This window comes from Candidatus Synechococcus calcipolaris G9 (assembly GCF_029582805.1).
GTDB lineage: Bacteria > Cyanobacteriota > Cyanobacteriia > Thermosynechococcales > Thermosynechococcaceae > Synechococcus_F > Synechococcus_F calcipolaris.
This window is the reverse complement of record NZ_JAKKUT010000002.1, coordinates 21,267-45,060: the sequence shown is the minus strand read 5'-3', so window position 1 is coordinate 45,060 and position 23,794 is coordinate 21,267. Positions and strand designations below refer to the sequence as shown.

The 23,794-nt window shown below is 48.3% G+C and carries 20 protein-coding genes, 1 tRNA gene and 1 pseudogene; 18 read left to right on the top strand and 4 right to left on the bottom strand.

Annotated features, from left to right (window positions below; all coding sequences use genetic code 11):
- Positions 1 to 117 precede the first annotated feature (117 nt).
- Entirely contained in the window at positions 118 to 441 is a 324-nt protein-coding gene (locus L3556_RS02925; RefSeq protein WP_277865819.1) for a DUF1815 family protein, read from the top strand.
- A 100-nt stretch (positions 442 to 541) separates the two neighbouring features.
- Complete coding sequence (locus tag L3556_RS02920; RefSeq protein WP_277865818.1) at positions 542 to 1,423, top strand: alpha/beta fold hydrolase; 882 nt, start codon at positions 542 to 544, stop codon at positions 1,421 to 1,423.
- Here the strand turns inward: L3556_RS02920 and L3556_RS02915 are convergent.
- On the bottom strand, positions 1,420 to 2,682 hold the full coding sequence (locus L3556_RS02915) for an AmpG family muropeptide MFS transporter (RefSeq protein WP_277865817.1): 1,263 nt from the start codon (positions 2,680 to 2,682) through the stop codon (positions 1,420 to 1,422). The two genes, L3556_RS02920 and L3556_RS02915, sit on opposite strands and share 4 nt — an antisense overlap.
- Before the next feature lie 200 nt (positions 2,683 to 2,882).
- On the opposite strand from L3556_RS02915, the gene L3556_RS02910 reads away from it, so the two are divergent.
- From L3556_RS02910 to budA, 13 genes and pseudogenes are all read left to right on the top strand, one after another.
- Positions 2,883 to 3,572 carry a DUF488 domain-containing protein gene (locus L3556_RS02910; protein ID WP_277865816.1) on the top strand — a complete coding sequence of 230 codons (690 nt, stop codon included), beginning with the start codon at positions 2,883 to 2,885 and terminating at the stop codon, positions 3,570 to 3,572.
- Positions 3,508 to 3,954, top strand: coding sequence for a DUF488 domain-containing protein (locus L3556_RS02905; protein ID WP_277865815.1), 447 nt, complete (start codon positions 3,508 to 3,510; stop codon positions 3,952 to 3,954). Before L3556_RS02910 ends, L3556_RS02905 begins: the two co-directional genes overlap by 65 nt.
- Positions 3,942 to 4,628 (top strand): dual OB domain-containing protein, encoded by a 687-nt coding sequence (locus L3556_RS02900; RefSeq protein ID WP_277865814.1) that lies wholly within the window; start codon positions 3,942 to 3,944, stop codon positions 4,626 to 4,628. Before L3556_RS02905 ends, L3556_RS02900 begins: the two co-directional genes overlap by 13 nt.
- Before the next feature lie 74 nt (positions 4,629 to 4,702).
- Positions 4,703 to 8,272 (top strand): annotated as a pseudogene (ppsA, locus tag L3556_RS02895) (phosphoenolpyruvate synthase); the annotation flags it as partial.
- 193 nt (positions 8,273 to 8,465) lie between these two features.
- Positions 8,466 to 8,834: a 50S ribosomal protein L19 gene (gene rplS, locus L3556_RS02890; RefSeq protein ID WP_479682445.1), complete on the top strand. Its 369-nt coding sequence runs from the start codon at positions 8,466 to 8,468 to the stop codon at positions 8,832 to 8,834.
- Positions 8,835 to 8,850: 16 nt separating this feature from the next.
- Positions 8,851 to 8,923: transfer RNA gene (locus L3556_RS02885), tRNA-Trp, on the top strand.
- A gap of 227 nt (positions 8,924 to 9,150) precedes the next feature.
- Positions 9,151 to 9,483 carry a type II toxin-antitoxin system RelE/ParE family toxin gene (locus tag L3556_RS02880; RefSeq protein ID WP_277865811.1) on the top strand — a complete coding sequence of 111 codons (333 nt, stop codon included), beginning with the start codon at positions 9,151 to 9,153 and terminating at the stop codon, positions 9,481 to 9,483.
- On the top strand, positions 9,476 to 10,579 hold the full coding sequence (locus tag L3556_RS02875) for an ImmA/IrrE family metallo-endopeptidase (protein WP_277865810.1): 1,104 nt from the start codon (positions 9,476 to 9,478) through the stop codon (positions 10,577 to 10,579). Before L3556_RS02880 ends, L3556_RS02875 begins: the two co-directional genes overlap by 8 nt.
- Before the next feature lie 77 nt (positions 10,580 to 10,656).
- A complete protein-coding gene (locus tag L3556_RS16395; protein WP_479682444.1) occupies positions 10,657 to 11,022 on the top strand; it encodes a transposase in 366 nt (121 codons plus the stop codon).
- A gap of 3 nt (positions 11,023 to 11,025) precedes the next feature.
- The gene (locus tag L3556_RS02870; protein WP_277865809.1) at positions 11,026 to 13,257 is read left to right on the top strand and encodes a glycoside hydrolase family 57 protein; all 2,232 of its coding nucleotides are present in this window, start codon (positions 11,026 to 11,028) and stop codon (positions 13,255 to 13,257) included.
- A 229-nt stretch (positions 13,258 to 13,486) separates the two neighbouring features.
- Positions 13,487 to 14,542, top strand: coding sequence for a D-alanine--D-alanine ligase family protein (locus tag L3556_RS02865; RefSeq protein WP_277865808.1), 1,056 nt, complete (start codon positions 13,487 to 13,489; stop codon positions 14,540 to 14,542).
- Between the two features lie 46 nt (positions 14,543 to 14,588).
- Positions 14,589 to 15,947 (top strand): acetyl-CoA carboxylase biotin carboxylase subunit, encoded by a 1,359-nt coding sequence (gene accC, locus L3556_RS02860; RefSeq protein ID WP_277865807.1) that lies wholly within the window; start codon positions 14,589 to 14,591, stop codon positions 15,945 to 15,947.
- Positions 15,948 to 16,011: 64 nt separating this feature from the next.
- On the top strand, positions 16,012 to 16,788 hold the full coding sequence (gene budA / locus L3556_RS02855; protein WP_277865806.1) for an acetolactate decarboxylase: 777 nt from the start codon (positions 16,012 to 16,014) through the stop codon (positions 16,786 to 16,788).
- A 26-nt stretch (positions 16,789 to 16,814) separates the two neighbouring features.
- Here budA and L3556_RS02850 read toward each other — a convergent pair whose 3' ends face one another.
- The 3 genes from L3556_RS02850 to malQ form a co-directional block, all read right to left on the bottom strand.
- Positions 16,815 to 17,435 carry a hypothetical protein gene (locus tag L3556_RS02850; protein WP_277865805.1) on the bottom strand — a complete coding sequence of 207 codons (621 nt, stop codon included), beginning with the start codon at positions 17,433 to 17,435 and terminating at the stop codon, positions 16,815 to 16,817.
- 82 nt (positions 17,436 to 17,517) lie between these two features.
- Positions 17,518 to 19,320, bottom strand: a complete 1,803-nt coding sequence (locus L3556_RS02845; RefSeq protein ID WP_277865804.1) for an RDD family protein — start codon at positions 19,318 to 19,320, stop codon at positions 17,518 to 17,520.
- A 38-nt stretch (positions 19,321 to 19,358) separates the two neighbouring features.
- Positions 19,359 to 20,903 (bottom strand): 4-alpha-glucanotransferase, encoded by a 1,545-nt coding sequence (gene malQ, locus L3556_RS02840; RefSeq protein WP_277865803.1) that lies wholly within the window; start codon positions 20,901 to 20,903, stop codon positions 19,359 to 19,361.
- Positions 20,904 to 21,021: 118 nt separating this feature from the next.
- Between malQ and L3556_RS02835 the strand changes: the two genes are divergently transcribed.
- The 3 genes from L3556_RS02835 (at position 21,022) to L3556_RS02825 (ending at position 23,754) form a co-directional block, all read left to right on the top strand.
- Positions 21,022 to 21,660, top strand: coding sequence for a histidine phosphatase family protein (locus tag L3556_RS02835; RefSeq protein ID WP_277865802.1), 639 nt, complete (start codon positions 21,022 to 21,024; stop codon positions 21,658 to 21,660).
- Positions 21,661 to 22,220: 560 nt separating this feature from the next.
- Complete coding sequence (locus L3556_RS02830) at positions 22,221 to 22,772, top strand: TolB family protein (RefSeq protein WP_277865801.1); 552 nt, start codon at positions 22,221 to 22,223, stop codon at positions 22,770 to 22,772.
- Between the two features lie 208 nt (positions 22,773 to 22,980).
- Positions 22,981 to 23,754: a type I restriction enzyme HsdR N-terminal domain-containing protein gene (locus tag L3556_RS02825; protein WP_277865800.1), complete on the top strand. Its 774-nt coding sequence runs from the start codon at positions 22,981 to 22,983 to the stop codon at positions 23,752 to 23,754.
- The last annotated feature ends 40 nt before the right edge of the window (positions 23,755 to 23,794 follow it).

Genomic DNA, 23,794 nt, shown 5'->3' with positions numbered 1-23,794 from the left:
GGACAACATTCATCAGTATCTATAAAGTGGAACATAGGTGGCACAGTCAATAATATTCTTTTAATATTTTAATTACTTCTCACAGTTCGTGCCCGAGAATTAGGAGTTTCCAGCGTTATGTTTAATCGATTAGCGGAACAACACCGCCAGTTTATTCGAGATTTAGTCCTGAATCTTCAGGCCCTAGCGATCGCCCTAGAACAGCGTGGTTACATGGCATCCTGCTATACCTGTGGCGGCGAGCTTAGTAGTGCATCCTTTATGGCAAGTTTGGCGGATAATCATCTGATTCGCTTTTTGGTCTCCGACTACGGCATTACCTGGACGGAAATGCGGGACGATCGGGAATTGATGAAATTAGAGGGAGCCGAGGCCATTAGCCAACTCCAAGAACTGGCGGATTTACTGAAATTTTCCGCTGCGGCAACCATTTCGGTCTAGTGGGGATCACCCCCTGTTCACCCCCTTAACCAGGGTGCTAATCTAGAGCTACGCGATCTAAAACTTGGGGATCGTGACTCTCCCTAGGATGATGACTTTCATGACCCACGTAAATCAAGGGTGGCAGCACCAATTTTTGGATGTCAACCATATCCGCTTGCATTGTGTGACCCAAGGGGAAGGCGACCTCGTTCTACTCCTGCACGGTTTCCCAGAATTTTGGTACTCTTGGCGATTTCAAATCCCTGTGTTAGCCCGCCATTTTAAGGTTGTTGTGCCTGACCTGCGGGGTTATAACGATTCCGATAAGCCTCGCCATGGCTATGATATTGATACCCTAAGCAAGGATATTCTTGCCCTAATCGAGACCCTCGGCTACGATCGCGCCCATATTGTTGGCCACGACTGTGGGGGTTTTATTGCCTGGCATCTGGCCCAAAAATTTCCCCAGGCGGTGCAGAATCTCGGCATTTTGAATGCGCCTCCCCCCAATCGTTTGTTTCAAGATATGTGGGGACAGGCGACCCATCTGTGGCGAAGTTGGCCGCTCCTGGCCTGTCAGGTTCCCGGTTTGGGAGAATACTGGCTGACCCAGAATTTGCCTGGTTTTATTAAGGATGTATTTCAGCGGTATTCAACCCGGAAGGGGGCCTTTTCCCCAGAGACGGTACAAATTTATCAATCAGCCCTAGAAAAAGCCGGTGCGATCACCGCCGTACTCCAAAGTTATCGCCATTTATTTTCTCCCCAACAGTGGTGGCAACAGATGACCCATACCCCAGAGGCGATCGCCAGCCCCACCTTAGTGCTATGGGGCCAGGATGATCCCGTTGCCCATCCCGGTTTAGTTGAGGGTCTAGGGTCTTGGATCCAGGCTCCTTGGCGACTCAAGCTCCTGCCAGACTGTGGCCATTGGGCCCAGCAGGAAGTGCCGGGCCTCGTTAACCGAGAATTACTCGGGTTTCTTCGCGGTTCGCTCTAATCACTACCAGGTCGGGGTAAGGTCGTCCTGGGATTCCAGGGGGCAAAAACCGGTAGTAGGGCCAGGGCCGGCAAGGCTGCTAAAAATGTAAAAAAGAAAAATAGTGGCCACCCCATCACCTCGGCCAATTTACCCGCAGGGGCTGAGAATAAATCTCGGCTGATGGCAAAAAGGCTAGATAGCAGGGCATACTGGGTGGCACTAAAGCGGGCATCACACAGGCTCATCAAGAAGGCGGTCAAGGCGGAAATAGCTAACCCGGCGCAGAAATTATCCACATTAATGGCGGCAATCATCATGATCGTACTTTGGCCGGCTTGGGCGAGGGCAAAATAGGTGAGGTTACTGCTGGCCTGGAAAAAACCCATGATCCAGAGAGCGCGATGAATACCGATCTTACTAATGACCGCACCCCCCACCAAGGCCCCTAAAATTGTCGCCACTAACCCTAGGCCCCCTTGAACCGCACCAATTTCGGTTTGCGTAAATCCCAATTGAAGTAGAAAAGGGGTCATCATATTGCCGGTGAGGGCATCCCCAAAGCGATAGAAGCAAATAAAAACCAGAATGGTTAAACCCGCCATGAGACCTTGGCGTTGGAAAAAATCTTGAAAGGGGAGAATAACGGCTTGGGCGAGGCTGGGGGGAGCCGCTACTTGGTTCGTTGGTTCCGGGGCCCAGAAGGTGGTGATCATCCCCACGATCATCAAACTAGAGATCACTAGATAGACAATGGGCCAGGGCAGGCGATCGGCCAAGATCAGGGCTAAGGATCCGGTGGCAAGTAGGGCAATACGGTAGCCAAGAACATAAATACCCACTCCGGCCCCCATTTCCAGGGGTTCGAGGACATCGGTGCGATAGGCATCCACGGCAATGTCTTGGCTGGCACTTAAAAAAGCAATTAAAATTGCATTTAGAGCTAATAGGCGGAGGCTTACCGCTGGGTTCTGTTGACTCATCAGGGCGATCGCCAGTAGCAAAGCCACTTGAATCACAATCAGCCAGCCCCGTCGTCGCCCCAGGAAGGGTAAGGTGTAGCGATCCAGGAGCGGCGACCACAAAAACTTAAAGGAATAGGGCAATGCCACTAAGCTAAACAGGCCAATGGAGGTTAAATCCACACCAGCAACGGTCATCCAGGCTTGAAGCGTTCGGCTGGTCAAAAACAGGGGTAAACCGGATGAAAAGCCTAGCAAGAGCAAGGCCATCATTTTTCGACTCTGAAACACCTTAAACGCAGAGAGTACGTTCTGCATCAATCACTCCTCTGGCTATCCCTGAAATGGCGATCGCCCTAAAACCCGCCACCCTAGCTTACGCCATTAGGTGAGTTATTTATTATACCCATGACTGTAAATTATCGTTAACCCTTCGGCTTAGGGATTTCCCCAAACCATACAATAGAAGTAGTGGTATAAAAGCAATCTTAATTACTAGATTGTATTTAAGGAGCAGTATGGAGTTGTTTAGTATTGGTCACTCTAATCATGGGATAGATGCTTTCATCTCCTTGCTTCGGAAGCATGGGGTAACTGCTGTTGCTGATGTTCGTTCATACCCCTACAGTCGATTTTTGCCACAATTCAATCAAGTGTCCTTACAAGCGTCTCTCGTAAAAGCAGGAATTCAATATGTCTTTCTGGGAGGGGAACTGGGCGCAAGACCGAGCAACCAGGACTGCTATATCGATGGCAGAGCAGTATATGAAAAAATTGCTACCACAGATGCATTTCACGAAGGAATTCAGCGAGTTCAGAATGGTTTAAAAAAACATAGAGTTACGCTAATGTGTGCAGAAAAAGATCCTTTAACCTGTCACAGAGCAATCTTGATTTGTCAGCACTTACGTCATCTCAACATACCTATCAATCATATTTTAAGGAATGGTGAGTTAGAATCCCATGAATGTTTAGAAGAGAGAATGCTTCTCAAACATGGCTTTAGAGATTTTTTAGAGGCTAAAGAAGCTCAACTTTCCCTATTTTTGGAAAATGGTTTACCCACACGAGAAGAATGCCTAAGAAAAGCTTATAAACTTCAGGGTGATGAGATTGCTTATATAGAAAAAGGAGATGATAAAAATGAAAAATCAGATCAATTTGTTCACAATGGGTTTCACCAAAAAGAGCGCAAAAAATTTCTTTGAAACCCTTAAAAAAGCAGGTGTTAAACGAGTTATTGACACTCGTCTAAATAATGTATCTCAGTTATCGGGATTTGCAAAAAGATCAGACTTAGAATATTTTCTGAAAACCATTGATGATATTGATTATGTTCATATTTTAGATCTGGCTCCAACGAAAGATATTCTTGATGAGTATAAAAAACAAAAAGGGGATTGGTCGATTTATGAGCAGAAATTCTTAAAGTTGATAGCTGATCGTCAAATCGAAAAGAAGCTTTCCCCGGATTTGGCTGATGGTGCCTGTTTGCTATGTAGTGAGGCCAAACCTCATCACTGTCATCGTCGTTTAGTTGCTGAATATTTAAATAATAAATGGGGAAATGTTAGCATATGCCATCTTTGAAAAGGATAGTTTGCCTCGCCAACTCATGGAAGTTAGAAGAGCGTTGCATTGCTGGTATTGATCTTGATACGGGCAAATGGATTCGTCCCGTTTGTGATCGTTTGTATCCTGAAGATGGTCGGGTTCCAATATCTGTACGAATTGTCGAAGGGCAAGAGCCGAAGTTACTTGATATTTTGCAGGTTCCACTTGCTGAAACTGGAAATGATTTTGGCTTTGAATGTGAAAACCGTTCAATTTTAGACGGTCAATGGCAGTATTTAGGTCAAGCACAACCAACGGATTTGTTAAGGTACTGTAGCAGTTCTAAACATATACTACACAATTCATCAAAGTACGTTTATCCTTCCTATTTAAAAAAACTTCCATTTCCGCAACGTCGCACACTTCAACTGGTGGAAGTTGTAAATTTTTCTGTAGAAAAAAGAACCAGTTCAAAAGGAAATATTGAGTGGCGAGGTACGATCGAAGCTTCCAACGGTCGGTGTTTAGCAGGAGCAAAGATTACCGATCCAGTGTTCGTTGAGAAACTGAAAACAGGATACCAGCCTAAAGACATCTGTTTCGTCACGGTAAGCCTCGGTATGCCTTGGGGCCCTCCTGATTGGGATGGAGAATATCCGTGCTGGAAGTTAATCGCAGGTGTTATTGAAATTTCGAGCAAAGATGTCTAATCATTTTGGAGACAACAACTATGCCAGACCTTATGGATCCTCTTTCTGTCCCCGAACTTCATCCTGATCGGGCCCTTGTCCTTGAATTAAATGCCGTGGGTATGGGTGACTTACCCTTGGTGGGGGGTAAAAATGCCTCCCTGGGGGAAATGCTCCAACAACTGACTCCTAAGGGGATCAATGTGCCCGATGGTTTTGCAACAACGGCCCAGGCCTTCCGCTGTTTTATCCATGAGGGTGGCATTGATCAACAGTTGCGGGATACCCTTACCGGCCTAGATGTGGACGATGTATCCGAACTTCACAGGATCGGCAAGAAAATTCGTACCCTCATTTTACAAACTCCTTTTCCCGAGAATCTCAATCAGGCGATCGCCGTGGCCTATGGCAAAATGTGCGATCGCTACGGCCCCGACACCGATGTAGCGGTACGCTCCAGTGCCACGGCCGAAGATTTACCCGATGCGAGTTTTGCCGGTCAACAGGAAACCTACTTAAATGTCCACGGTCTCAAAGGTGTTTTAGAAGCCTGCCACCGCTGTTTTGCCTCCCTTTTTACCGATCGCGCCATTTCCTATCGCCAAATTAAGGGGTTTGATCACTTTGATGTGGCCCTGTCCGTGGGGGTGCAAAAAATGGTGCGCTCTGACCTGGCCTGCTCTGGGGTGATGTTTTCCATTGATACGGAGACCGGATTTAAGGATACGGCCCTGATCACTGCCGCCTATGGATTGGGGGAAAACGTAGTGCAGGGGGCGGTCAACCCCGATGAATACTTGGTCTTTAAGCCCACGTTGAAAGCGGGATTTAAGCCTATTCTGAAAAAATCCGTCGGCACTAAAGAAATTAAGATGGTCTATGACTTGGGGGGGTCTAAACTGACCCGAAATGAATCCGTGCCCCAAGAGCTACGGGAGCAGTTTGCCCTCACCGATGACGAAATTCTCACCTTGGGCCGCTGGGCCTGTGCCATTGAAGATCATTACTCAACGATTCGCGGCAGCTATACCCCCATGGATATTGAGTGGGCCAAGGATGGGATCACGGGTGAATTATTTATTGTTCAGGCTCGACCGGAAACAGTGCAGTCCCAAAAAGCTGGAAATATTTTACGCAGCTATCACCTAGATGCATCCGGTCACGTTTTAGCCAAAGGTCGGGCCGTGGGTGAAATGATTGGCCAGGGCAAAGCACGGGTCATTTTAGATGTGGACAAGATTGATCAGTTCCAAGCGGGTGAAGTGCTAGTGACGCGGCGAACGGATCCTGACTGGGAACCGATTATGAAAAAAGCGGGGGCGATCGTCACCGATCAGGGGGGGCGGACTTGCTTTACAGGTGATACCAAGATTTTAACCAATCAAGGGTTTATGACCCTCAGCGAAGTGTATGGCCGTGGCAGTGAAGGACTGTTAACCCTCTCGTTTAATCTGCAAACCCAAGAGATTGAATGGAAACCGATTGTTGACACCATGAAACGGCTAAGCCATGTGATCGGGGTCAGTATCTCTCAAACAGGCAAAATGACCCACAACACCTTGCATTTAACTCCAGACCACAAAATGATCAACCTCCGCAATGGTCAGTTTGTCAAAACCGAAATCCAAGAAATGCTGGCCCAGAATGAAATGGTTGTCGTCGCTCAAAAGATACCCCAGTTAGTTAAACAGTCTGAAGAAGCTGCTGATTTAGCCTATTTCCTGGGGGGCATCATTACGGATGGTTCTATCTATAACGCTCGGACTCACGGAGAAGTGCAATTCATCCAAAAAGATGTTCCTGAAAAAGCTGCTTTCATTGCCACAATGCAGGCTAAAGCGGTGAAACTTTTCGGTAAGTCTTTCACACCCTATGAGAAAAAAGCATCTACCGGAGTGATTCGGGGGGAAACAGTCACTGGCCAGGCCACAGCTTATCGCCTTTATTCCAAATCCATCGCGTATCAGGTGAAAGAACTCGAAGAAAACATCGTCTCACTTCTACTCAAAGGTTCTCCAGAGGTTGCTCATCAATTTTTGGCGGGCGTGATTGACGGTGATGGGTGTTATGCCAACAATCGGATCAATATCTATGTTTCTGAGGAGAATCTCTTACAAGCGATCATCGTGGCCTGTATGAAGATCAATACCATTCCCCAAGTTACGCGCAATCGCAATATCTATAACATCCAGATTGTTGAAAATCTGCCAGAAATCCTGAGCTATACACAACGGGTCAAGGGGGAAGTGACCGCCCGCACAATTCAAACTCGCTTTTTTTCTGCCCGTCAGTTGTTTGATGAAACGGCTGTAGGTCAAGTGAAATTGCGTCGAGATCAGAATTATTTAATTTCAGAACAACTCCTAGAAGAAATGAATGAGTTTGAGTCTCTGCGGCAAGGCGATATTCGGATGCAGCGGGTGATTCAAGTTGAGGATTTACAACCGGCTGAAGTTTTTAACATTACAGTTGCCGATCATCACAATTATGTTGTGTTCACTGAGAAATACACCCCAGTCCTCGCTTGTAATTGTCACGCTGCGATTATTGCGCGGGAAATGGGCATTCCGGCGATCGTCGGCTCTAACAATGCAACTCAACAGATTAAAACGGGTCAGGAGGTGACGGTTTCCTGTGCCGAAGGGGAAGAAGGGCGTATCTACGGTGGATTGCTACCTTTTCACGTCGATGAAGTGCCGCTCCACGATTTACCCCGTACCCGCACCCAAATCTTGATGAATGTGGGTAATCCGGAAGAGGCCTTTAGCTTATCGGCGATTCCTAATGATGGTGTGGGCTTGGCCCGGCTTGAATTTATTATTGCTAATCATATTCAGGCCCACCCCTTAGCTCTGCTTCACTTCGATGACCTTGAAGATGAATGGGCCAAATTCAAAATTGCTGAACTCACTGCCCAATATTCTGATAAAGCCGCCTTCTTTGTGGATAAACTAGCCCAAGGCATTGGGGCGATCGCCGCCGCCTTTTATCCCAAACCCGTGGTGGTGCGGGTGTCTGACTTCAAGAGCAATGAGTATGCCAACCTTCTCGGCGGGAAACAGTTTGAACCCCATGAAGAAAACCCAATGATTGGCTGGCGGGGTGCCTCTCGCTACTACGATCCGAAGTATGCCGAAGGGTTTGCTCTAGAGTGCCAGTCTATGAAAAAAGTACGGGATGAAATGGGCTTAACCAATGTAATCTTGATGATTCCCTTCTGCCGTACCCCCAATGAAGGTCGCCGCGTCCTAGAGGAGATGGCCAAGCACGGTCTGAAACGGGGCGAAAATGGCCTAGAGGTCTACGTCATGTGTGAGTTGCCCAGTAACGTTGTGCTGGCGGATGAGTTTGCCCAGGTATTTGATGGCTTTTCCATTGGCTCCAATGACTTGACCCAGTTAACCCTGGGCTTAGATCGGGACTCGGCTTTGGTGGCCCATCTCTTTGATGAACGCAATGAAGGGGTCAAGCGGATGGTCGCCCAAGCCATTCAAACCGCTAAAGCTCAGGGCCGCAAAATTGGCATCTGTGGTCAAGCCCCCAGTGACTATCCAGAGTTTGCTCGCTTTCTCGTCGAGCAGGGAATTGATTCCATTAGCCTAAATCCAGATTCCGTTCTCAAAACGCTCTTGAGTATTGCCGAAACAGAGCAATCCTTAACGTAATTCCTGGCGTGACCCTACACTGTGGCCGGATAGGTTAACTCTCTAGGGAGTACAGGATCCGGCCATTTCCCCAATTTTTAGCCGACTCTTTTCTACGGAAAATTTGTAAAAATTTAGATGTCATAAAATATAAATCGTGATCTAGACATTCTTGTAAGCGTTCAACTATACTGAGAGATCGCGAGTTAGGAACATTTTCATGAACGCCCAGGAAATCATTCGCTCCATTGAGTCTGAGCAACTTAAAGATAACTTGCCGGTGATTTATGTGGGCGATCGCGTCCGGGTGGGTGTCAAAATCAGAGAAGGTGGCAAGGAGCGCGTCCAGCCCTACGAGGGGGATGTGATTGCCATGCGCCGCAGCGGTATCAATAAAACCATCACGGTGCGGAAAATATTCCAAGGGGTGGGCGTTGAGCGGGTGTTTTTACTCCACTCTCCCCGTATTGATACGATTAAAATTATTCAACGGGGTAAGGTACGTCGAGCTAAGCTATACTACCTTCGTAATCTGATTGGTAAGGCTGCTCGCATCAAACCCAGGTTCGATCGCCCCCTCTAAAAAACTCCTCAGAGGTGCGTCCTTAGTTCAGTTGGTAGAACGTCGGTCTCCAAAACCGGATGTCGGGGGTTCAAGTCCTCCAGGGCGCGTTAGTTTTCAAGAAAAAGAACCCTGAAACCGTTGCTATGTGTTGGGTTTAGGGCTATTTATTTTTTGCTATTAAGGCTAGTGACGACTGATAACGGTTATTTACTCCCTATTTTTCAGTCAAGATGCAGGCAAGATTGATCGCCAGTAGCCAGATAGCTTTTAAATACTTTCATTACTTAAAAATATGTTAACCTTAAGGGTGAATCATTTCTCTATATAAGTTATCATGGATATAGTCTTTGAAAAGAAGTTAGAAAAGCTTTACAACAATCAAAGACAGCTGGAAAAAGAATATGGCACACGTCGTGCCAAGCGTATTCGGCAGAGATTGGATGACCTTCGTGCGGCTAATACTCTTGAGGATATGCGTAGTCTTCCTGGTCGTTGCCATGAGTTGCAGCATGATCGAGCTGGACAGTTATCTTTGGATTTAGATCATCCATATCGGTTAATTTTCCAGCCTGAAAACGATCCAGTTCCAGTAAAGCCTGACGGTGGGTTGGATTGGAAAACAATAACCGCAGTACGAATTTTAGGGGTGGTGGATACTCATGAATAGTGCAGTTCCTAATCAATATTTACCAAATTATGTGTCGCCCCCTGGTGAAACACTGAACGAACTGCTTGAGGAATTGGGCATGAGCCAAGCAGAGTTATCAATTCGGACAGGACGGCCAAAGAAAACCATCAATGAAATTATTCATGGTAAAGCGGTAATTACGGTAGATACTGCTTTGCAGTTTGAGCGTGTTCTTGGTGTTCCTGCTAGTTTTTGGAATAATCGTGAACAGCTATATCGTGATTTTTTGGCACGACAGGAGGAAGAAAAACGTTTACGTGAATGGAGCGATTGGGTTGATCGTTTTCCCTACCGAGAGATGTGTAAACTTGGTTGGGTTAATTATGTACCTGACAAAGTCGAACGTATCCGAATTATATTAAATTTTTTTAGAATCAGTACTCCTGAGCAATTTGAAGCTTATTGGAGTAAGTTATCTATTTCTTATCGTAAATCTAACGCTTTTAAAGTTAATCACGAAGCTACTTACTCTTGGCTACAAAGAGGGGAAATTGAGGCTCAGGATCGGTATATTAAGTCTTATGATTCTAAGGCTTTTAAGTTCATATTACAGAATATTCGTAACTTAACTAGACTATCTCCAACTGAATTCATTCCTCAGGTTATTACTTTATGTGCTGAGGTTGGTGTTACTGTTATTTTTGTTCCTCCTCTCCCAGGTATTAGAGCTTCAGGCGTAACCCGTTGGTTAAGCTCTAAAAGACCTATTATTCAAATGAGTCTTCGTCACAAATCTGACGATCATTTCTGGTTTACTTTTTTTCATGAATGCAAGCACGTCTTACAGGAAAAGAAAACAACTATATTTGTTGAGAGCGATGAAGCTCACGATGATCCGTTAGAAAGGGAAGCTGATAGTTTTGCTGCCAACTTTCTTATTCCATATGCTCACTATTCCCGATTTATCAGTTTTGGTAATCTTCAGACGGAATCAATCATTAACTTTTCATCAGATCTAGGAATTTCTCCGGGAATTGTTGTTGGACGATTGCAACATGATAGATATTTATCATGGAAGCATTGTAATGAATTAAAGAAAAACATTGAATGGGTTGACGTTCCTAAATTACTTTGAGGGCACCTCGAAAAGTTGGCAACAGCGTTGTGGCCATGAGATCATGTTAGAGAAGGTAGCATGGTTTAACGTGAACGATAGGACAACAAGGCTTTTGGGACCTAGACGAACGCCTTGAGAAACTGGCAGGGAAGCAGGACACCTTGAACCGCTTGAATGCCCTCGTTCCATGGGAGACATTTCGCCCCATCTTGTCCCATATCCACGAAAAATCGTACAAAAGTAAGGCAGGTTGCAAGCCTATGGATGTGATTCTGGTGTTCAAAATGCTGGTGCTACAAAAGCTCTACAACATCAGCGATGACCCATTGGAACACCAAGTCAACGACTGCTTATCGTTTCCTTTAAGCTTCCTTCCTAGGGAGCTTTTTTTATCAAACTTCATAGTTGGGCCCGACTCCTCTATTCCTTGGGATACTGGAGAGATGTATTCAGGATTTTGATTTGTGGCCTATCCCCTCCATGTTGCGTTTATCTGGCATCAACACCAACCCCTCTATAAAAGCTGCCGTAGTGGCCAATACCTTTTGCCGTGGGTGAGACTCCATGGCACCAAGGATTACTTGGATCTGATCATGGTTTTGGCAAAGTACCCAAGACTGCACCAGACGGTTAATCTAGTCCCGTCATTAATCCTACAGATTCAAGATTATGTTAATGGCGTGGCCCTGGATCCCTACCTCACCGCAGCCCTGACCCCGGTCGAGCAATTAACAGATCAACAGCGTTGGTTTATTATTGAGCATTTTTTTGATGCCAACCATCGGACAATGATTGATCCCCATCCCCGCTACAATGAACTTTACCAACAGCGGCAGGATAAAGGGGCAACCTGGTGTTGGCAAAACTGGACTCTGGCCGATTATGGGGATCTGTTGGCTTGGCATAATCTGGCTTGGATTGATCCTTTCTTTTGGCAGGAAGATGAAATTGCCCAATGGTTTGACCAGGGGAAAAACTTTAGTCTCAGCGATCGTCAGCGAATCATTGCCAAACAACGCCACATTCTCAGCCAAATTTTGCCCCAGCATCGGCAGATGCAAGACAATGGCCAGATTGAAGTGATCACGACTCCCTACACCCATCCGATCTTACCCCTGTTGGCGGATACGGATGCCGGACGAGTTGCGGTTCCCCAGATGACCTTACCGGCAGATCGTTTTCAGTACCCGGACGACATCGATCGCCACTTGCGGAGATCGCTCCATCTGTACCAGCAAACCTTTGGGCGGAAACCTCGGGGGTTATGGCCCTCTGAGCAATCCGTCAGCCCCGGAATTTTGCCCAAGGTTGCCCACCATGGCTTTGAATGGCTTTGCTCCGATGAGGCCGTTTTAGGATGGACGACCCAAACCTTCTTCCATCGGGATGAGCGGGGCACGGTTCAAGACCCCCAACACCTGTATCAGCCCTACGGCTTAAAAACCAATGAGGGGGATATGGCCATTGTCTTTCGGGATCATCGCCTCTCAGATTTGATTGGTTTTACCTATAGTTCCATGGCTCCAGATGTAGCCGCCCAGGATTTAATTGGTCATTTAGAGGGCATTAAAATCAAATTACTCTCCCAACAGGAGGATGGGGGAACCGCCCTAGAGAAACCCTGGCTGGTGACGATCGCCCTGGATGGGGAAAATTGCTGGGAATTTTATCAGCAGGATGGTTTACCCTTCTTAGAATCGCTCTATCAACGCCTCAGCGATCGCCCAGAATTTGAACTAGTCACCGTATCAGAATACTTGCAACGATTTGAAGTACGAGAGCAATTGCCCAGCGATCGCCTCCATAGTGGTTCCTGGATTGATGGTAGTTTTACCACTTGGATTGGGGATCCCGTCAAAAATAAAGCCTGGGACTACCTGAATGCGGCCCGCCAAACCTTGGCGCGGCATCCTGAGGCCACGGAAAAAGCAAATCCCGCCGCTTGGCAAGCCTTATTAGCTGCGGAAGGGTCAGATTGGTTCTGGTGGTTTGGGGAAGGCCATTCCTCCAACCAAGATGCGATGTTTGATCAACTCTTTCGGGAGCATTTAGCCGCCCTCTACCAAGCCCTTAATGAACCCATTCCCGACGATCTGGAAAAACCCCTCGAATCCCACGAAGTCAAGGAAACTCACCCCCCCCAAGGCTATATTCACCCAATCATTGACGGTAAGGGGGATGAACAGGACTGGAACTTTGCCGGTCGGATTACCGTGGGGGGTGCCCGGGGAACCATGCATCGCCAAAGCCTGGCCCAACGCCTCTGGTATGGGGTGGATCACCTAAATTTCTATCTTCGCCTAGATTTTCAAGGGACTGACCTCGATGCAGTAAAGCGGATGTCAGGCCTACACTTTTTCTGGTACTACCCAGAGCAAGTTCTCTACAACAGTCCCATTCCCCTAGCAGAATTGCCGGATCAGGCTCCCTTGAATTATCTCTACCACCATCACCTCAAGGTGAATTTTCTGCAACAGCAAGTGTCCCTCTCCCAGGCGATCGCCAACTATCAATGGGAAGATCGGCAGCAGGGAATTCAATTCTGTTTTGATAAATGCTTAGAACTGGCCATCCCTTGGGCCGATCTCCATGTCACCCCCGATTGGGGTTTGCGCCTGTTAGGTATTTTGACCCAAGATCATTGCTACCGAGAACACCTACCGGAGGATCAATTACTCCTACTCACAGCCCCCTAGACAGCCCCTAAGGGTAATCACATCTGGGAGAAAGAAGAGAGTTAGGGGTGTCAAGAAAATAAAGGCTGAAAAAACAAAGTTTGTTGGATGTCATCGTCCATACCTTAAAATGAAATAGCAAATTCTTGGCTTGGCTCATGCAGGTCTGGAGTGCATCGTAGAGATTAAACAAAAAATCGTAGAGATTAAACAAAAATATGACAAACCTAATTAGGAGTCTTATCCAGACATGAGTCGGTTACGGGTTGGTTTACTTTTTGGTGGACGGTCAGGGGAGCACGAAGTTTCAATCATTTCAGCAGGAGCGATCGCCCAGGGCATTGCGGCTCCTCCCAATGATCAAATCTATGAATTAGTACCGGTATACATCCAGAAAAATGGCCAGTGGAGCGATGGAGACATTGCCGCCCAGGTCTTAGCCAGTGGTCAACCCCTCCGGGACGAACCAGACTCAAAAGCCACCACCCTTTGGCAACTTCCTGTCGCGATCGCCGAGATTGATGTCTGGTTTCCGATTTTGCATGGCCCCAATGGTGAAGATGGGACGGTGCAGGGACTTTTAGAGCTAATGCAGCAGTCCTACGTGGGTTCAGGGGTGGCTGCCTCCGCCCTAGGCATGGATAAGATTCTGATGAAGGCCCTCTTTGCCGCAGTGGGATTACCCCAGGTGAAGTACATTGCCATTAATCGCAATGAGATTTGGTCTGACCCCTGCCGCTATACCCACCTGTGCGATCGCATTGAAACGGAACTGGGCTACCCTTGCTTTGTCAAACCGGCTAATTTAGGCTCCTCCGTGGGGATATCCAAGGTAAAAACCCGTCAACAACTCACCACAGCCCTAGACAGTGCTGCCAGCTACGATCGCCGCATTATTGTCGAGGCCGGTGTGGTTGCCAGGGAAGTGGAATGTGCCGTTCTCGGCAATGATCAGCCCCGTGCCTCTGTGGTTGGCGAAATTACCTACAGTGGCGAATTTTATGACTACGACACCAAGTATACCGACGGCCGAGCCAATCTGATTATTCCCGCAGATTTACCCAGCCAAGTGGTGAGTCAAATTCAAACCATGGCCATACAAGCCTTCCAGGCGATCGATGGGGCGGGTCTAGCACGAATGGATTTCTTTTACCTTGAATCGACCGGCGAGGTTTTAATTAACGAAGTCAATACCCTACCAGGGTTTACGGCCCTGAGCATGTACCCCCAACTCTGGGGCAACAGTGGTGTCCCCTTTCCTGAGCTTGTCCATCAACTGATCCAGTTTGCTCTAGAACGTCGGTAGTCTCTGTGATAGCATTAGGGATCGCCTATAGATCCTTGAGGACGCCATGGCTTTTGCAAAAATTCTCATCGCCAATCGGGGGGAAATTGCCTTACGAATTCTCCGTACCTGTGAAGAGATGGGAATTGCCACGGTTGCTGTCCATTCCACCGTTGATCGCCATGCTCTTCATGTTCAATTAGCGGATGAAGCGGTTTGTATTGGTGATGCCCCTAGTAGCCGCAGTTACCTAAATATTCCCAATATTATTGCGGCGGCCCTAACCCGAAATGCCACAGCCATTCACCCCGGTTACGGTTTTTTAGCCGAAAACTCCCGCTTTGCCGAGATCTGCGCCGATCATAAAATTACCTTCATTGGCCCTACCCCAGCGGCAATGCAGTCTATGGGGGATAAGTCCACGGCAAAGGCAACCATGCAACGGGTGGGTGTGCCCACCATTCCCGGCAGTGATGGCCTAGTCAGTGATGAGGAAGAGGCCCGAACCATTGCTGAAAAAGTGGGCTATCCCCTGATGATTAAGGCGACGGCCGGGGGTGGCGGCCGGGGAATGCGCCTGGTGCGACAACCGGAAGAATTGGGTCGGGCCCTATCTGCGGCCCAAGGGGAAGCGGAAGCAGCCTTTGGCAATGGGGGGGTGTACCTGGAGCGATTTATTGAGAATCCACGGCACATTGAGTTTCAGATTTTGGCCGATAGCCATGGCAACGTGATTCACCTTGGGGAGCGAGATTGCTCTGTCCAACGCCGTCATCAAAAACTACTTGAAGAAGCCCCCAGTCCAGCCCTAACGCCACGGTTACGGAAAAAAATGGGGACGGCCGCAGTGGCGGTGGCGAAGGCGATTAACTATGTTGGGGCCGGCACCATTGAGTTCTTGCTAGATAGTTCAGATAATTTCTATTTTATGGAAATGAATACCCGCATCCAGGTGGAGCATCCAGTAACGGAAATGATTACGGGGATTGATCTGATTGCCGAGCAAATTCGGGTGGCCCAAGGGGAACGGCTAGGGTTAAAGCAAGATGATGTGGTTTTGAAGGGCCATGCCATTGAATGCCGCATCAATGCGGAGGATCCCGAGCGCAATTTTCGCCCCCATCCCGGCCGGATCAGTGGCTACTTACCCCCTGGGGGGCCAGGTGTGCGGATGGATTCCCATGCCTATACGGATTATGAAATTCCACCCTATTACGATTCCTTGATTGGTAAATTAATTGTTTGGGCACCCGATCGCGACGGTGCCTTGCTTCGCATGAAGCGGGCCCTGCGGGAGTGTGCCATTACCGGTTTACCCACGACGATTCCCTTTCATCAAAAGGTAATGGATACCGCTGAATTTCGCAGTGGCATGGTCTACACTAATTTTGTTGAAAAGCTGATGGTCTTTTTAGGCTGGAATTAATACCCAAGGGTTGAAGAAAAGAGATTGAAGAAAAAGGATTAGAAAAAGGAGGCCTCTGTATCTAATGAAACTAAAACGGTGGCTATGGTGGCCCATTCTGCTCCTCCTAACGACGTTTGCCATTAATGGACTCTCGACCCATGGGTGGCCGGCCTATTCCCAAAACGCCCCATCTACCCTTGGCTTTCAGGTGTCAACATTGGGGGCCCTAAATATTGGCATCTATGAGGGGGCCACAACCATGGCCGAGCTAAAGGAGCATGGTGATTTTGGTTTGGGAACCTTTGAGGGTTTAGACGGGGAAATGGTGATCCTGGATGGGACGGTCTACAAAATTGATGTTGATGGCGGGGTTCATCGGGTTGAAGATGACACAGAAACGCCCTTTTCCGTGGTCTCTTTTTTCCATAGGCAGCGATCGCTTCCCCTAGGGGGCAACCTCTCCTATCAGGAATTGGAGCAACGAATTGATGAGTCCTTACCCAGCTTAAATTGGCCCTATGCCCTGCGCATTCATGGTACATTCCCCTATCTCAAGTTCCGAAGTGTGCCCAAGCAAACACCCCCCTACCCGCCCCTCTTAGATGTGGTCAGAAATGAACAGCGCATTTTTGAGGAGCGAAATGTGACGGGAACCCTAGTGGGATTTCGTCTGCCCCCATACCTGAGTAATATCAACGTCCCTGGCTACCACTTTCACTTTATTACCAGCGATCGCCGCACTGGGGGGCATATTTTAGATGGCGAGTTTATCAACCCCACCGTGGAATTGGATACCCTAGACAACTGGCAGATAATGCTACCGGACAATGCGGCCTTTAAGCAGGCTCTTTTGGAATAATAAAAATAACTGAAAACAGGTTAACGTTACCGCTGGGCAGAATTATGCTTGTGCCACTCAAAACTGCGTCGCCATTCCCGGGAACGGGGGGGCAATTCCATGAAACTATTGGCCACATGGCTAAAGACCTCTTCCACCAAGGCCAGGGGGGCCCGTTCTTCTGCCTCTAGAGAAATCGCCATTCGTTTCCCCGTCGATAGGCGCACCAAGTATAGCTCTTGGTATATGGGCCGCTCACCCTCCTTAAAGAAAACCTCCCCCTGAATTCGTCGGCCGAAGATGCGCCGCTCAATCATGCTAGGGCGACGGGCTGGGGCGCCCCCTAAACCCGTATAGCGCAGAAAGCTGCTAAGTTCGGTATTCGTGAGTTCCCCTAAAATACCACTGGGCATATCTATCTCCAGTAAACTCACCATTAACTCATGGTCTCCAGGGGCCGCCATAGGGGGATACACCACCGCAACCCCACTGCCCGTTCCCCTCGGTGGCGAAAAGGTGAGGGGTGTTTCAAAGGTGACTCCTATTAATTGATAACGACTTGGCTGGGTTTCGGATTCCGCTGGAGGGGTTAGTTGGGCCCAACCTAGGGGAGCGATCGCCCCCGTTGCCACGGTTAAACCGATTAAAGCTGAAAACAAGTGACGCATAACAAATCCTCACAGGCATCATGGGCAATAGTTGGACGGTTGTAGATAGGGAGTTATATATATGCAATAGCCGGGCTAGGAACTAGGATGGGGGACGAGAATCCTGGGGAGATGTTCCAGAGGGGGTTTGGTGCAGAACCCGGTAGGCCAGATAAATTGCTTCAATAAAAACCTCCGGGGCGACGGCTTCAAGGCGAGGGGCTATGCTGGGGTGGGGCGTATCCCCAAAAATCATTGGCTCTAACTGTTCCCGTAACTCCTGGGCAGAGCGATAGCGACCCGATGGACTTAGGCGTTGACGACCACTGAGGAAATTTCGCACCATTAGGTACTGCTCCCCGGTCACCCGATCCACCCCAGGGCGATCGCCAAGCCATTGGGCCAATTCCTTTGCCTCTGGACTAACGGCCTGCTGTTGTGGAGCCTGGCGGGTGGCCTGCTCATCTTGAATCACTAGGGTTCCTGCGGCCATATCTCCCAATCGCTTTTCTGATTTAGTTAACGCAATTAAGAAGGCTCCTATGCCAAAGAAAGTAAAATCAACGGACTGAAGTAAACTCCGCAGGGTCGCTTCCCGTAAACCAATGGGGCGACCATTATCTTGAACTACACGAATTTCCGCAAACCGTTTGCCAGGGGTTTGACCTTGCCAGAGGGTTTCAAAATAAATGTAGTAGCCGTTATAGATAAAAAACATCCCCAGTAAATAAAAACTTAGAGCCCAAAGATTGAGGGTATCGTCTGAGATTGAAAACGCCTCGGTTAAAAAGGGCAACAGACCAAACAAGTACAAATAAATGACTAAAAATGAGACAAGAAAAAGGGTGACATAAAGAATTAGTTGATCCAACAACCAAGCCAATACACGGCTACCAATTCCCGCCAAGGCAAAATCCAGCTCAATACTTTCTGGGGTTTGCAAACAGACCCGCCGTAGCCACCGCATGGGTGGTGCAATGGAGCGGCGAACGGCAAATCCTGCCCCTTCGTTACGAACCCTTAGATCCACATACATAACTGTTTTAATCCCTTGCCACAGGGGAAAGAGCAACACGCCCACAAAGAATCCCGCCACGGGAATGATCACCAGGCTATTGACAATACCGGCGACAATATTGGCCGGCACGACCAAAATAGAGGCAATGAAAAACACCGTTAGGGTATGCCAGGCTTGGCCCTGGGTTAATTGCCAACTGCGTTGAATCGCTTGCAGGGCACTACATTCGGGTTCGATCGCCAGGATGGCATCCGCCAAGGCTAGACGGGCCGAAATGTAGGAGATGACAAATAAGCATCCCACCAAAAGAATAATAATAAATAAAATAAAGGCCGTGATCAGAACGGCACTTACGCCCTCACTCAAATCCAAAAATTCTAGACTTTGGACAATGGGCCAAAGCCCTAAATACATCACATAGAGGAACAGTCCTAGTAGGGCATAGACCAGGATTAAAATACTCCCTGCCCAAAGGTTACTCCAGAGAAACGTCAGGGTGCGGGGAAAAATGTAGGTGCGGGCCGTCTCTTCCGTTTCCTCATTTTGTTCCAGTGTGCTGAGAATACGGCGGGAGATCAATCCACCACTCGCGGTAAACCGAGCCAAACCATAGAAAAAAAAAGGACAGGCCACCAGGAGACCCAAGCCGAAAATGATAATGAAACCCACAGGGCTTTGGCTGACCCCAGCGGCGATCGCCGAAACGAAGAGAAAGATTAACAGGCCCACCATCACACCCAAGCTAATCAGAAAAAACCAGGCATGGGCAAATAAACTCAGCAGAAAATGGCGATTGCCTTGACTGCGATAGAGTTCTAGGGCAATGGTGACAATATTACCGCTGGAAAGGGACTGGGGCGGGCGGCCGCGGGGTTTACGCCAAATCATGGAGAATATCCTTCTGAACCGCTCTAATCTTAGCCCAGTTAGTTATGATCCTCGTTATTTTCTGGGTTTTCTGGTTCTTCCGGTATGGGTTGGCGGCCATAGAGATGGGTTAAATGCTTGAGGTGGTTGCCCACGTCTTGGTGTAATTCATTGGGCCACAGTCGCCAAGACCAATTCCCAGAGGTGGTACTGGGAAAATTCATCCGTGCTTCGCCCCCCAGACCCAAGACATCCTGTGCTGGAAAAATCGCTTGATTAGCAATGGAACTCAAGGCTAAACGAATTAAATCCCAGTGAATGCCAGAACTGGAAAAACAGCCCAAATAATCACTTAACCGCTGCCGTTCCCATTCCGAAAGCTGGCCAAACCAACCCACCGTTGTATTGTTATCGTGGGTTCCGGTATAGACAACGGAGTTACGGACGTAATTAAAGGGCAAGAAGGGGTTATCTGCGCCGCCACCAAAGGCAAATTGCAATATTTTCATGCCTGGAAATGAAAAACGATCTCGCAATACAATCACATCTGGGGTAATATCCCCTAGATCCTCTGCCAAGATGGGTAGAGTTCCCATTTTTTCTTCGAGAACCTCAAAGAATTGCGCGCCGGGGCCATCCACCCACTCCCCGTTCATGGCAGTTGTTTCACCCTGGGGCACTTGCCAATAGCCTTGGAAACCGCGAAAGTGATCTACCCGAATAATATCCACGTAGCGCAGGAGACAGCGAAAACGCTCAATCCACCAGTAATAGTCCTCTTTGGCTAGGCGATCCCAGTTATAAATGGGGTTGCCCCAGAGTTGTCCCGTTTCACTGAAGTAATCCGGGGGAACACCGGCCATGAAGGCCGCCGCGCCGGTTTCTGGCTCTAACTGGAAAAATTCAGGAAATGCCCATACATCCGCACTATCGTGGGCCACATAGATGGGAATATCGCCAATAATTTGGATTCTTTTGCTGTTGGCATAGAACTTAAGGGCTGACCACTGCTGAAAGAAGATAAATTGCTGGAATTTATAGGTGAAAATTTGCTCCTTGAGTTCGCTGGTGGCAATCCCTAAGGCTTCTGCGTCTCGTTGACTCAGTTCTGACGGCCAGTCATACCAAGCCTGACCCTGGTGTTGATCTTTGAGGGCCATAAAAAGGGCATAGGTATCGAGCCAATAGGCAGAATCCTGGCAAAACTGATCAAATTCTTGCCGCTGATCGTCATCCGCCTTCTCCATAAATTGATGGGCGGCAATGCCTAGCAAGGGCAACTTTTGGCTAATGACCGCATCGTAATCAAGGCGATCGCTATTGGGCAAATTTAAGTGACTGAGATGTTCTGCCGTTAACCAACCCTGAGAAACTAACCCATCTAGACTAATGAGTAAGGGATTCCCCGCCATTGCCGAGTAACACATATAGGGAGAATGGCCATAGCCCGTGGGCCCGAGGGGTAGTACCTGCCAAAATTGCTGATCACTGGCAGCTAAAAAATCAATAAATTCGTAGGCAGCTTGGCCTAAATCCCCAATGCCATGGCCCCCCGGCAGAGAGGTAGGATGGAGCAAAAGACCACTGGATCGGGGGAACTGCATGATTTAAGGTATTTCTAACGTTAGAGTTACGTCCACTCTATCACCCCACATAAGTTTCTGCGGCTACATTTTCACGGCTTCTTCATAGCTTCTTTATCCAAGGATGACTCTCACCACCATGACTCTAAAACTCTATTTTCTTCGCCATGGCCAGACTCCCTACAGCCGCGCCAATGATTACTGCGGAGCCATGGATCCCGACCTCACCCCCGAAGGGCAACAGATGGCAGAAGCCTTTGCGACGGCCTATGCACGAATGCCCTGGACCGCAGTCTATGTCAGTCCAATGCGCCGAACGATCACCACCGCCCAACCCCTGTGCGATCGCATTGGCATAGAAATGCACAAACGGGATGGCCTGCGGGAAATTCACTATGGTGAATGGGAAGGGATGCCCCCGGAAGAAGTCAATGCCAAATTCCATGATGACTATGTGCGCTGGTTAGCGGATCCGGGTTGGAATGCCCCCACCGGAGGAGAGCGGGGTGTGGATATTGCCCACCGCAGTAGTGAAGTCCTCGAAGAGATTGAACAAACCCATACCGATGGCAATGTTCTCGTGGTCTCCCATAAGGCAACCATTCGGATTATGGTCTGTGGCCTGTTGGGGATCGATGTGGGTCGATTCCGCGATCGCATTGCTGCCCCCGTGGCCAGCCTGAGTATTGTCGAGTATGGCCCCCACGGCCCCCTATTGTTAGCCTTAGCGGAGCGATCTCACCTCGGTGAAGACCTGCGCCAACTACCAGGAACCTAAAGGATCCTGCCCACAAGGGAATGACAATTTTTTAGTATATTAAATATTTTCAATAACGTTTTCAATAACAAGGGGCCCAGTTGATGGCAACTAGACCCCAAAAATGATTAGCAATAGATTGTTAGACTCATTTAAGAATAGGGTGGATAAAAACAAACGCTCTCAATCAGAATCCAAACCCTTGAATATCCTTAACCAGGTTGGTATAGAGTGGCTAAACTTCAGAGAATGATCTACTAACCTGCAACAAACAAACTGCAACAAATTACATTCTGAAATTTAGTTAAACTCCCTTACGCTCAACGTGGGTTTGCTAAAAGACGAAAGCAACATAACGATGATGCTGGACAAAGCTAGAGTTGAGAAGACAATCAAAAATGTTAATGCAAAAACAAAACATTGATGGCTCCATCCTGAATTCAAGGACTGGGAGGCACAAGCCTTAAATTCACTCTCACCGTTGACTGAACCTTTATGCGCCTACTATTAAGTTAGCACTTGGAAGATGGAGATAACCCGTCTTTAACTGAATCTTTAAGAACCGTTTCGTTTCTTCATATATGCCTAGGTTTTCCTTAAGAAATATTGCCAACAAGGGATTGACTCTGGCTCTCGTCCCCATCTTGGCTGCATGTGCCTCCGGTGGGTATCTCTTGCTACCTACGGATAACTTTGGTGGCAGTCTCAATAGTATTCGTCGGGATGAAGACCCCCAACTCTCCTACGATGGCCGTTACGTTGTCTTTAGTAGCGATCGCCCCGGCTATCGCGCCATTTTTCTCTACGATGTCCAACAGCGGCGCATCATTGACCTCCCTGGTCTCAATCGCCCTGGCATTATGCAAGATCAGCCCAGCATTAGTGGCGATGGCCGCTACATTGCCTATCGGTCAGAGGGCCGAGGTAAATCCGATATCTATGTATATGACCGCCTCACCCGTCACCAAGACCTGATTACTGCCAACTGGCAAGGAGATGTGCATTCCCCCAGCATTAGTGGCGACGGCCGCTTTGTCGTATTCCAGTCCGATCGCACCGGTCAGTGGAATATTGAGATCTACGATCGCGGCATCGATCGCCGTTCTCCCTTGCCCTTAACACCGTCGGAATAATCCAGATCAGACGTTATTACTGCGGATTTAAGCAGATCGTTCCCCTTCAACGGCGGCTAGTAACCTTTGCATCTCCACCGAGATCTTTCAACTGTCCGATTATGCTGCTGTATTCGATCAATGGCACAAAGAACTAGCTCGATGCCTATTTGATAGTCATAGAACAAGACAACTCGAGGACTTTAATGCATCATAGAGGATCAAGTGTATGATTCTTACCTTTGCCGATCGCATGTCCTTTGCCAACTTCACTAACCCCTACCAACGCCCAGCCGATGTTCCAGCGGACTATCGGAAGCACTCCAATCTGTCAAAATTATTCAAGGCAGATGGCACCTACGTTCGTCCAGCAGAGGATCCAGTAACCATTTGGGCGATCGCTCTCTTACATCAAGAATACGGTGTTCCACTGGATGCCCTGGAACTAGAACTCAATGCGGATTTTTCCGAAGGGACGCATCAGGGCGGGCGGCGGTATCAGGGACGGGCAGATTTGATTGTCTACGATGACCGTTATATCGGTGCAGGGGGCGGGTTAGATGTCGCCTTCATCATGGTGGAGGCGATGGAGCCAGGGAAGAAATTTGAAGGCATGGAACCGGAAGGTTGGGTAGAGCACTTAAATCGCCTTAATGCTTACATGAGTGCCTCGCCCTCCGCTCGGTATGCCATCCTGACCAGTGGTACGAATACCAAAATCTATCGTCGGGATTTAGAGTATCCCCGTGCGCTTCAGGAAATTGGGAATTTGCCCAAGTACGAAAGTGCGCGATCTGCGGCGGAACATAGCCCGTTTAAGGTAATCCTCAATCCCAGTGAGCCGGATGGCATTCAGACGGGATTGCAACCCTTGACCCGTGACAAGTTTCGGGAGGTGTTGGGGGATACGAGATCGGGTTGTCACTCGCTCCTGCGGGATAACGAAGGATTGCAGCCCCAGGAAGCGGTGGATGCCATGGTCAAGTTTTTGTTTGCCAAGTGATATGACGAGCAGTTAACACTGAAGATAAGAAAAGAAAAAG